The 11,435-nt window shown below is 29.1% G+C and carries 9 protein-coding genes and 1 tRNA gene; 3 read left to right on the top strand and 7 right to left on the bottom strand.

What is annotated here, in order from left to right:
• Positions 1–335: 335 nt before the first annotated feature.
• Both RH95_RS05030 and pepD read left to right on the top strand, forming a co-directional pair.
• A complete protein-coding gene (locus RH95_RS05030; RefSeq protein WP_010245378.1) occupies positions 336–1,745 on the top strand; it encodes a YfcC family protein in 1,410 nt (469 codons plus the stop codon).
• Positions 1,746–1,754: 9 nt separating this feature from the next.
• Entirely contained in the window at positions 1,755–3,203 is a 1,449-nt protein-coding gene (pepD, locus tag RH95_RS05025) for a beta-Ala-His dipeptidase (protein ID WP_010245362.1), read from the top strand.
• Positions 3,204–3,275: 72 nt separating this feature from the next.
• Here the strand turns inward: pepD and glpK are convergent, their stop codons facing one another.
• Complete coding sequence (gene glpK, locus RH95_RS05020; RefSeq protein ID WP_010245360.1) at positions 3,276–4,763, bottom strand: glycerol kinase GlpK; 1,488 nt, start codon at positions 4,761–4,763, stop codon at positions 3,276–3,278.
• A gap of 79 nt (positions 4,764–4,842) precedes the next feature.
• Between glpK and RH95_RS05015 the strand changes: the two genes are divergently transcribed.
• Positions 4,843–4,918, top strand: a tRNA-Thr gene (locus RH95_RS05015).
• A 53-nt stretch (positions 4,919–4,971) separates the two neighbouring features.
• Here RH95_RS05015 and RH95_RS05010 read toward each other — a convergent pair.
• The 6 genes from RH95_RS05010 to gyrB are packed head-to-tail and all read right to left on the bottom strand — an operon-like array spanning position 4,972 to position 11,432.
• The gene (locus RH95_RS05010; protein WP_010245352.1) at positions 4,972–5,613 is read right to left on the bottom strand and encodes an HlyC/CorC family transporter associated domain-containing protein; all 642 of its coding nucleotides are present in this window, start codon (positions 5,611–5,613) and stop codon (positions 4,972–4,974) included.
• Positions 5,613–6,398 carry a SigB/SigF/SigG family RNA polymerase sigma factor gene (locus RH95_RS05005; protein ID WP_010245351.1) on the bottom strand — a complete coding sequence of 262 codons (786 nt, stop codon included), beginning with the start codon at positions 6,396–6,398 and terminating at the stop codon, positions 5,613–5,615. The genes RH95_RS05010 and RH95_RS05005 overlap by 1 nt, the downstream gene beginning before the upstream one ends.
• A 9-nt stretch (positions 6,399–6,407) precedes the next feature.
• A complete protein-coding gene (locus tag RH95_RS05000) occupies positions 6,408–6,758 on the bottom strand; it encodes an ATP-binding protein (protein WP_010245350.1) in 351 nt (116 codons plus the stop codon).
• A 1-nt stretch (position 6,759) separates the two neighbouring features.
• The gene (locus RH95_RS04995; RefSeq protein WP_010245339.1) at positions 6,760–7,071 is read right to left on the bottom strand and encodes an STAS domain-containing protein; all 312 of its coding nucleotides are present in this window, start codon (positions 7,069–7,071) and stop codon (positions 6,760–6,762) included.
• 8 nt (positions 7,072–7,079) lie between these two features.
• A complete protein-coding gene (gene gyrA / locus RH95_RS04990) occupies positions 7,080–9,509 on the bottom strand; it encodes a DNA gyrase subunit A (protein WP_010245338.1) in 2,430 nt (809 codons plus the stop codon).
• Between the two features lie 9 nt (positions 9,510–9,518).
• Positions 9,519–11,432, bottom strand: coding sequence for a DNA topoisomerase (ATP-hydrolyzing) subunit B (gene gyrB, locus RH95_RS04985; RefSeq protein WP_010245337.1), 1,914 nt, complete (start codon positions 11,430–11,432; stop codon positions 9,519–9,521).
• Positions 11,433–11,435 lie beyond the last annotated feature (3 nt).

Here is an 11,435-nt window from a genome sequence, read left to right as displayed (position 1 = left end):
ACGTACTGTGTCCAAAAGCTGGAATCATCTTTTCTCTTAAAAAATTATTGTAATCCATAAAAATTTCCTTCCTCTTTTATTTTTTTACAATTATATTATATCAAAATTTTTTTAATTTTATTATCTTATATAGACTTAAATTACAATAATAAATTAATCACTTTTAAATAAAAAATTAAATTATGTTATATAATTTTCCATATATCTAGAAAAATTTTTTCTATTAATTTCAAAATATAATAGCTCATTCTTAATTATAAGATGAATTAATGCATATTTTATTGTTTTGACAATGTTTTCACATGATGTTATATTTTAGTTGGGAGGTTTTTTATATGGCGAATTTTAAGAAAAAATTTAAAAATTTCAAATCACCTGACGCATTATTACTAATATGTATTTTAATGGTAATTGTATCAATTTTAACTTATTTAATCCCAGCAGGAGAATATACTAGGCTATTAGATCCTAAAACTGGTAGAGAAATGGTTGATCCTAATTCATTCCATTTTATCGAAAATACACCAGTTGGTCCATGGAAAGTATTATCTTCTGTACATCAGGGACTTGTTGAATCTTCAGAAATCACTTCATTTTTATTTATTATTGGAGGTGCTTTTGGCGTTTTAAATTCAACAGGTGCTTTAGAAGCATTGATTTCAAGAACAGCTACTAGATTAAAAGGTAAAGAAAAACTAGTAGTAATATTCTTTGTAACTTTATGGGCACTAGGAGGTGCTTTCTTAGGCAACTTTGAGGAATGTTTAGCATTCTTACCAATGCAAATAACTTTGTGCCTAGCTTTAGGATTTGATTCTATAACAGGTGTGGTTATAGGTATATGTGGTGTTGCTGTTGGTTATATTGGTGGAGTTATGAACCCTTTCACCTTAGGAATTTCACAACAAATTGCACAATTACCGCCCTATTCAGGAATTGGATTTAGACTAATTTTATGGCTAGTAACACTTATTGTAACAATCGCATACATATATAGATATGCCGATAAAATTCACAAAAATCCTCAACTATCTCTATCTTATGAAGAAGATAAAACAAGTAAATATAGAGAAGAAATTTCTACAAATATTGAATTTTCAATAAGACATAAATTAATATTGTTATCTTTTATATTAGCTGTTATAGGTATCGTTTATGGGGTAATTGTATATCAGTTTTACTTAGGAGAAATGGCAGCTGTATTTATATTACTAACTATAATTGTAGCTATTATTTCAGATAAACAAGCAAATGATACAGTTAATGCTTTTGCAAATGGAGCTGCTGATTTACTTTATCCTTGTTTATGTGTAGGATTGGCAAGAGGATTAACTATAGTAATGATGGACGGTCATATCCTTGATGTTATAGTTCATTCTTTGACAAGGGTTTTAGGAAATCTTCCATCAATAGTATCTGCTCCACTATCTTTTATAGTAATATCTATAATTAATCTATTTGTCCCATCTGGTTCAGGAAAAGCAGTAATCATTATGCCTATCTTAGTTCCATTGGCAGATATATTAGGAATAACAAGACAAACAGTTGCTCTTGCTTTTCACATGGGCGATGGTATAACCAACTTACTTTCACCAGCCGAAGCTACAATAATGGTTTCTCTAGGTCTAATGAAAATTTCATATGGGAAATGGATTAAATGGTTTTGGAAATTAGTTTTACTTTGGTACTTAATTGGTATAACAGCTTGTATTGTCGCTGTAAATATTGGTCTTGGACCATTCTAGGAGGTAATAATGGATAAATTTAATTCAATTGACGACTTAAGAAAAGTTCAAGTTTTTAATAATTTTTTAAAACTTACAGAAATTCCTAGGCCATCTTTTAAAGAAAAAAGAGTATCTGATTTTTTAAAAAATTGGGCTGAAAAACTTAATCTTATTGTTAAACAAGACAATAATTTTAATTTATTAATATTAAAAGAAGGTCAAAATGGAGGAGAAAATAAGGAACCTCTAATTTTGCAAGCTCATTTAGATATGGTTTGTCAGAAAAAAGACGGATTTTCATTTGATTTTGATAAAGATCCTATACCTGTTCAAATTAATGAAAATGAACTTAACACAGGTGGAAAGACCACTCTTGGTGCTGATAATGGCATTGGAGTAGCTATAATAATGTCAATTCTAGAAGATAAAGAAATTTCACATCCTCCAATTACTGCTATATTTACTACTGTTGAAGAAGATGATTTTAGCGGTGTTAATAATTTATCAAAAGATTGGATAATAGGAAATAGAGCTATCAATATTGATAACAGTAAAGATAATGAAATTATATCAGGAAGTAATGGTGGAGCTGGTGTAACCTTGTCTATTAAAGTTAATAGACAAAATAGAAAATTTGCAAATACTTTTAAAATAAAAGTTGGTGGCTTTTTAGGAGGACATTCTGGAGAAGATATATCAAAAGGTAGAGGAAATGCTATTATAGTTTTATCTAGATTGTTAGAAAAACTAAAAAATAATATAGAAGTTTTAGATATTAATGGTGGTACCTTTAGACTTGCTATTCCTAGAGAATCTTTTGCAATTATAAGCACAAATTTAGATAAAAATGAATTAAATAATATTCTCAGTGAATTTGAAAAAGAAATTCATTATGAATATAATTCTTTTTCTGATACTATTTATATTAGTTCTGAAGATTCAAATTCAGACCAAAAAGCAATAAAATCAGAAGATTTCTATAAGATAATCAATATTATAAAATTATATCCTAATGGAGTTTTTGAAGTAGATCCTAAAAATCATGTAGTTATCTCATCAAATAATTTAGGTGAGATTAAAATCGAAGATAACTGTGTTAAATTTATAAATGAGATAAGAGCTATGGAAAAATCCCAAGTTGAATATACTTATAATAAAATTTCTACAATAGCCGATATATATAATGGAAGTCTAGAAATATATGCAAAATACCCAGGTTGGAGATTTAACCCAGATAGCAAATTGAGAAAAGATTATAAAGAATTATTTGAAAAAGAACTCAATAAAAAAATAGAAATAAAAGTTTCACCTGCTGGTCTAGAATCAGGTTATCTTTTAGAAAAGAAACCTAATCTAGATATCATTAGTGTTGGGCCTAATCACACAGGGCTCCACAGTCCTTCTGAATCAGCCAACATTCCATCTATAATAAATTTTTACGAAGCTTTTAAAGTATTTCTTTCACAAATAAATTAAATATAATTTACAAAAAATAAAGGTCTTAGAAACATTTCTAAGGCCTATACTTTTATTAAACTTTTATATTATTTATTTTGTCCAATTCATAGAATATTTTACAGCTTCGTGCCATCTTTCCATTTTTTCTTTTCTTTCTTTTTCATCCATATCTGGCTCAAAATATTTTTCTATTTCATTATTTTCTCTTATTTCGTCAATATTTTCCCAAAATCCAACTGCAAGTCCAGCCATATAACAAGCACCAAGAGCTGTTAACTCAATTACTTTTGGTCTTGCGACTTCAACATTTACTATACTAGATAAAAAACTCATAAGAAAATTATTTTTGCTCACTCCACCATCAACTTTTAGAGATTTTATTTTTGTATTTGCATCTTCTTGCATTGCATTTATAACGTCACAACTTAAATAAGCAATAGACTCAAGTGCTGCACGCACAACATGATATTTGTTTACAGATCCACTTAATCCAACTATACTTCCCCTTGCGTATTGATCCCAATAAGGTGCTCCAAGTCCTGTAAATGCCGGTATAAAATAACAATCATTTGTATCTTCTACTTTTCCTGCCATATATTCAGAATCATCTGCCTGATCAATTATTCTAAGATTGTCACGCAAAAAATCTATGCAAGATCCTGCTTCAAAAATTGAACCTTCTAGTGCATACTTAATTTCTCCATCTATTGCCCATGCAATTGTAGAAACAAGTCCATTTTGAGAACGAATAAGCTCATCGCCTGTGTTCATTAAAACAAAAGCTCCTGTTCCAAAAGTAGATTTTGCCATTCCTTTTTCAAAGGAAGCTGTTCCAAAAAGTGATGACTGCTGATCACCTATTGCCGATGCAATAGGAATTTCACAACCTAAATATTTTGATTTTGATTTACCATAAACTTCGCTAGAATCTTTTATCTCTGGCAGCATTGACCTTGGTATATCAAAAAGTTCTAATAATTCATTATCCCACTTTTTTTCTTTTATATTAAATAGAAGTGTTCTCGATGCATTTGTATAATCTGTTATATGTACTTCTCCATCTGTCAATTTATAAATCAAATAGGTTTCCACTGTTCCAAAGAGAAGTTCATCTCGATTAGCCATCTCTCTTGCACCTTCAACATTATCAAGTATCCATTTTATTTTTGTCGCAGAAAAATAAGGGTCAATTACAAGACCAGTCTTTTCTCTTATTTTTTCTTCCAAACCTTTTTCTTTTAATTCTTCACAATATTTTGAAGTTCTCTTACATTGCCAAACTATGGCATTATAAATAGGCTCCATTGTTTTTTTATTCCACACAATTGTAGTTTCTCTTTGATTTGTAATTCCAATTGCACAAATATCTTTTGGATCTATTTCCTTTTTTGACATTGCTTCAACTGCAGTACCTATTTGTTTTGACCAAATATCTTCTGGTTCTTCTTCCACATATCCAGGTTTTGGAAAATGTTTAATTAAATCTTTTTGTGCAACAGATATGGGATTTCCCTTTTTATCAAAAATTATTGTCCTAGCAGATGTAGTTCCTGCATCAAATGCCATTATATATTTCAAATTATCACCTTATTTATTTTTAAATTTTAATTTCTTTTCATTAGTGTTATATTAGTGTTATAATTGTTTTAAATTATTTGCTGATATGGCTCAGTTGGTAGAGCAATTGATTCGTAATCAATAGGTCGGCGGTTCGATCCCGCCTATCAGCTCCAAAAAAAGTGTTGGTTTTTTTTCCAACACTTTTTTATTTATTTTTATTATTTTATTAATTTTTATCAATTTTTTCAATTGAAACTGTTTCTATGACTCCACCAGATGACATACTCATTATTTGATAAATACACTTTCCATCATCGACTATAACTCCAATTTCAGGTTCCTCTGCATTTTTTACAAGAAGAGCATATACATATCCTCCAATTGTTTTGGAATCTTTTGGATCAATTTCAAATCCATATTTTGAATTTAATCTCTTAATAGTTGTAGTTGCAGAAAATTCATTGTATTTATTTTTTTCATTTTCAATTCTTGCTCCAGTAAGTAAATATTTTCTAACTGCAAATAAAATCGCAATTGCGGTAGTAGCAAATAAAAGATCGAGCATAGTGTCAGAATAAACTAGCATTTTCCTTGAGATAACAAGTAAAATCAAGTGAAGAATATTAGTATCAGTATGTGCTATCATCAAAACCACAAATTCTATTGCTATCACAAGTAAAAGCACATGAGAAAGAAAATTTTGAAATATTTCATAAGATAGTGTTGCATCACTTGTAAGTATTTTAAAGTAATATTTTAAAATATCTGGAATTGAAATTATAACTCCTGCTATTAATAAAATTGAAACTATAATTTCAAAAATATTTACTAGTTTTAAAAGAATAACTAAGTACCTATTTCTATTCATTATACCTCCATAGTTTTAGTAAGTTCTTTTTTCATCTTTTCTAAAACTTTTTTCTCCATTCTTGAAACTGTCATCTGAGAAATATTTAATTCCTCTGCAATGACAACTTGAGTCTTTTTGTTGAAATATCTATCAATTAGAATTGTTTTTTCAACTTCATCTAAATTTTCCATAGCTCTTTTGAAAAAATCATTTGATTCTATTTTATCAAAATATTTTTCATCTGCTCCTACTAAATCAGATAGACTTACTTCATTTTCATCTCCTGCCTCATAAGTAACATCAAGTGATTGTGGAGTGTAAACTTTTGATGCTTCCATGGATTCCATTATCTCTTCAGGAGTTGAATTTAAAAATTCTGCAATTTCATCTATGGTAGGAGTCTTTTGATATTTTTGAGAGAGAGTTACAGTTGCATTTGCAATTTTTTTAGATAATTCTTGAATTCTTCTTGGAACTCTAATTGTCCAACCATTATCCCTAAAATATTTTTTTATTTCTCCAATAATAGTTGGAGTGGCAAAGGAAGAAAATTCGAATCCTTTATCCGGATCATATCTCTCTATAGCATAAATAAGTCCAATAGATGCAACTTGGTATATATCATCATAATCTATTCCTCTACCTGTATACTTTTTAGATAGTATTTCTGCAATATAAAGATGCTCTTCAATTAAAATATCTCTTATATCTTGATCTCCAGTTTTGTGATATTCTTTAAAAAGTTCTTTTCTTTCTTCTTTAGTGAGTCTTCTATCTAAGTTATTATATTCTTTTAAGTTCATAACAGATCCTTACAATTTTTTTGATAAAATAAATTTATTCCCTTCAAAATAACTTTCGTCTACTAGACAATCAATAATAGTTTTTGCAAGAGATAATTTTTCAGATGATTCTAATTTTTCCTCTTCAATTTTACTTACATAAATCTTTATATTTTTTTCGTTTTCTATTTCAAAAATCAAGTCTATATAATCAAGTTCAGTTAAATTATGTGCAATATTCAAACTCTCTGTAACTGCCATTTTTAAATCTTCTATTTCTTCTATATTTCTATTTAAAATATTTAGAATTCCTGAAAGCATTAATCTTACAGTAGAAAAATATTTAGGATCATTTGGTATTTGATATTTTAATACATCCATATTATCCCCTTATTTCAAACATATCATCAAGCTTTGTAATTTTAAAAAGCTTCATTATTGAATTATTTAAATTTTCAATTACTATTTTGTTTCCATCTTTTTCAACTTCTTTTAATATAAAAATAAGTGAACCAAGACCTGTTGAATCTAAATATTCTAGTTCTTTACAGTCAAATAAAATGTCTTTCTTTTCTTTTTGATATATTTTAATTGACTTTTCTTTGAACTTTTTTGTATTGTAGACATCAAGTTCTCCTATTGGGTACAAAATTAAGAATTCATCAGTTATTTTTGATTCTAATCTAAATTCCATAAATCCTCCTAATCTCCAATATAATTGGCAACAGCTACAACTTTTGCATCTGTTAAATTCATAAGTTTAACTCCAGAAGTATTTCTTCCTTGAATTGAAATATCTCCTGTAAGAATTCTAATGATAATTCCAGAATCTGCAATTATCATTACATCATCTTCTTTTTCGACTACTGCAGCCGCAGCTACATCTCCAGTCTTTTTCGTTATTTTATAAGTTAAAAGACCTTTTCCACCTCTGTTTTGAGGTCTATATTTAGAAATTTCTGTGAGTTTTCCATATCCATTTTCAGAAATAACAAGAACATATTTATTTTCACAAATAAGATCAGAAGAAACTACAATATCATCGTCTGAAAGATCTATTGATTTAACTCCAATAGAATTTCTTCCTGATTTTCTAACTTGTTCTTCATTAAATCTAATTGAAAGTCCCTTCTTAGTTACAAGTATTACATCTTCGTCATTTTTAGTCAAATGGACATCTATAAGTTTATCATCTTCATTTAATTTAATGGCTATTATACCTGATTTTCTTATATTTTTGTAATCTTTAAAAGGAGTTCTCTTTATAAGTCCTTTTTCAGTTATCATTAAAAAGTTCATGTCTGGGTCATAACCTTCAACTGGTATGATTGATGTTATATTTTCACCTTCTTCAAGATCAAGCAAATTAATTATAGCTGTTCCTCTAGATGTCCTAGAATCTTGTGGAATTTCATATGCTTTTAATTTAAATACATTTCCAAGAGATGTGAAAAATAAAATTGTGTCATGTGTAGATGTTACAAATAATTCTTTTACAAAATCCTCATCTCTCATATTTCCAGAAGAAACTCCTCTCCCACCTCTTTTTTGTGGCTTATAAGTTCCTTCACTCATTCTCTTTATATATCCAAATTGTGTGAGTGTAATAACTACATCTTCTTTTTTTATAATATCTTCAATTTCAATATCAGTATTGCCGTTAGAAATAACTGTCCTTCTCAAATCTCCATATTTTGATTTTATTTCTAAAAGTTCATCTTTTATAAGATTCATAAGAACATCATTATTTTCTAAAATTTCTTTATACCATTTTATGTCTGCTTTTAATTTTTCATATTCAGCTTCAAGTTTTTCTCTTTCAAGTCCAGTAAGTCTTCTAATTCTCATATCTAAAATAGCTTGAGATTGTGCTTCAGTTAATTTAAATTCTTTGTAGAATTTTTCTTTTGCTTCATTATCATCTTTAGAAGATCTTACAATTTTTATAATTCTATCAATATTATCTAGAGCAATAAAAAGCCCTTCAACAATATGTGCTCTCTTTTCAGCTTTATCTAAATCAAATTTAGTTCTTCTAGTTACTACTTCAACTTGATGGTCAACATAATATCTTATAATTTCTTTTAAATTTAAAATTTCTGGTTTTCCATTTACAAGAGCAAGGTTTATAATTCCAAAAGTTGTTTGCATTTGTGTATTTTTATAAAGTTTATTTAAAACAACTTCTGCATTTGCATCTCTTTTTAATTCTATTATTATATTTATGCCCTTTCTATTTGAGGCGTCTGTTATATTAGAAATTCCTTCTATAACTTTATTTTTTGCAAGATCTGCAATTTTCATTATTAGTGAAGATTTATTGACTTGATAAGGGAGTTCTGTAATTACAATTTTTTCTCTATTATTTTTGAAACTTTTTATTTCTGTAACTGCTCTTACAGTTATCTTTCCTCTTCCAGTTTCATAAGCTGATTTTATACCTTCAGTTCCCATAATTTTAGCTCCAGTAGGAAAATCAGGTCCCTTTATAATTTCATTTAATTCACTTATAGATATTTCATCATTGTCAATATATGCAATTATACCGTCAATAGCTTCATTCATATTGTGTGGAGGCATATTAGTTGCCATGCCAACAGCTATACCACTAGATCCATTTACTAAAAGATTGGGAAATCTTGCTGGAAGTATTGTAGGTTCCTTTTCATTTTCATCAAAATTAGGTACAAAATCGACAGTATTTTTGTTAATGTCTTTTAACATTTCTTCTGCTAACTTTGTCATCCTAACTTCTGTATAACGCATTGCCGCAGCGCCATCTCCATCAATATTTCCAAAGTTTCCTTGTCCATCTACAAGTGGATATCTAGTATTAAAATCTTGTGCAAGTCTTACTGTTGCTTCATAAATTGATGAATCACCATGAGGGTGATATTTACCCATTACATCCCCAACAAGTCTTGCTGATTTTCTGTAAGGTCCATTAGATGCAAGATTAAGTTCTTGCATTCCATATAAAATTCTTCTGTGTACTGGTTTTAGTCCATCTCGCACATCAGGAAGTGCTCTTGCGACAATTACAGACATAGAATAATCGAGATAAGAAGACCTCATCTTTTTATTAATATCTACATCAAGTATTCCTGATTCTATAAAATTATTTTCAGTCATCTTTTACTCCTATGCATCTATATAATCTGCATAAACTGCATTTTCTGTTATAAATTCTCTTCTTGGTTCAACTTCTGTTCCCATCAATACTGTAAAAGTATCATCAGCTTCTGTTATATCATCTATATTTACTTTAAGTAGAAGTCTATTATCTGGATTCATTGTTGTTTCCCAAAGTTGTTCAGGATCCATTTCACCAAGACCTTTGTATCTTTTAATATTTATCTTTGTGTCTTTATACTCTTTAACTGCGAGTCTAAGTTCTTTTTCATTGTGACAATATCTAAGAATTTTTGTACCTTTTTCAATTCCAAAAAGTGGAGCTTGTGCCACATATACATGACCTTCTTCTATCAAAGGTTTCATATATCTAAAGAAAAATGTCAATAGAAGAGTCATAATGTGAGCACCATCGACATCGGCATCGGTCATAATAATAATTTTGTCATATCTAAGTTTTTTTATATCAAATTCTTCTCCTATTCCAGTTCCAAAAGCTGTTATCATAGCTCTTATTTCAGAAGAATTTAGCATTTTATCTAGCCTTGCCTTTTCAACATTCATAATTTTTCCCCTTAGAGGCAGGATTGCTTGATATGCTGAATCCCTTCCATCTTTTGCAGAACCTCCGGCAGAATTACCTTCGACTAAAAATATTTCATTTCTAGAAGGGTCATCATTTTGACAATCTGAAAGTTTTCCAGGAAGAGTCATTGACTCAATATTATTTTTCTTTCTAGTTAAATCTCTCGCACGTCTTGCTGCTTCTCTTGCACGCCTTGCGGAAAGTGCTTTATCTAAAATTTGTTTTCCAACTTTAGGATTTTCTTCTAAAAAAGCTGAAAGCTCTTCTGATAGAACTGAATCAATAATACCTCTAGTTTCAGAATTCCCAAGTTTTGCCTTAGTTTGTCCTTCAAATTGTGGATCTGGGAGCTTTACACTTATAACAGCAGAAATACCTTCTCTTACATCTTCTCCAGATAAATTTTCTTCTTTTTCTTTTATAATATTATTTTTTCTCCCATAATCGTTTAAAGTCCTAGTAAGAGCTGATCTAAATCCTGATAGATGACTTCCACCTTCTTCTGTATTTATATTATTTGCAAAAGCAAGCACAACTTCTGAATAAGAATCTGTATATTGGATTGCTATTTCCACAGCTGTTTCTTCTCTTATTTCATCTATATAAATAATTTCATCGTGAATTGGTTTCTTTTTTTCATTTATAAATTCAACAAAAGATTTTATTCCACCTTCATAGTGATAAATTTCTTTTATATTTTTTCTTTCATCTATAAATTCAATTTTTATTCCTTTATTTAAAAAAGCCATTTCTCTAAATCTTTTTGAAAGTACGTCAAAGGAAAATTCTACAGTTTCAAATATAGTATCATCAGGTTCAAAATAAATTGTAGTACCTGTATCTTCTTTTTTAGTTTTCCCAATTACATTTAGTTCACTTTTTCTTTTTCCTCTTGCAAATTCTTGTCTATAAATTTTTCCATCTCTTTTTATAGTTGCAACTAATTTGTTGGAAAGTGCATTTACTACAGATACACCTACACCATGAAGTCCACCTGAAACTTTATAAGCTGAATTGTCAAATTTACCTCCAGCGTGAAGGATTGTAAGTACAGTTTCTACTGTTGATTTTCCTGTCTGCGGATGTGTTGCAACTGGAATTCCCGATCCATTATCTGAAATTTCAACGCTTCCATCTTTATTTATTTTTACAATAATATGATCACATATTCCTGCAAGAGCCTCATCAATTGAGTTGTCTACAACTTCATAAACTAAATGATGAAGACCTCTTGCTCCTGTTGAACCTATATACATACCTGGTCTTTTTCTAACAGGATCTAGTCCTTCTAGGACTTGTATATCAGATGCGTCATAATGTCTTTTATCCTTGGCCATTTT

Source organism: Peptoniphilus rhinitidis 1-13 (assembly GCF_000246925.1).
GTDB lineage: Bacteria > Bacillota > Clostridia > Tissierellales > Peptoniphilaceae > Peptoniphilus_A > Peptoniphilus_A lacydonensis.
The sequence above is the reverse complement of the archived record's forward strand: the minus strand, read 5'-3'. Positions and strand labels throughout refer to the sequence as shown.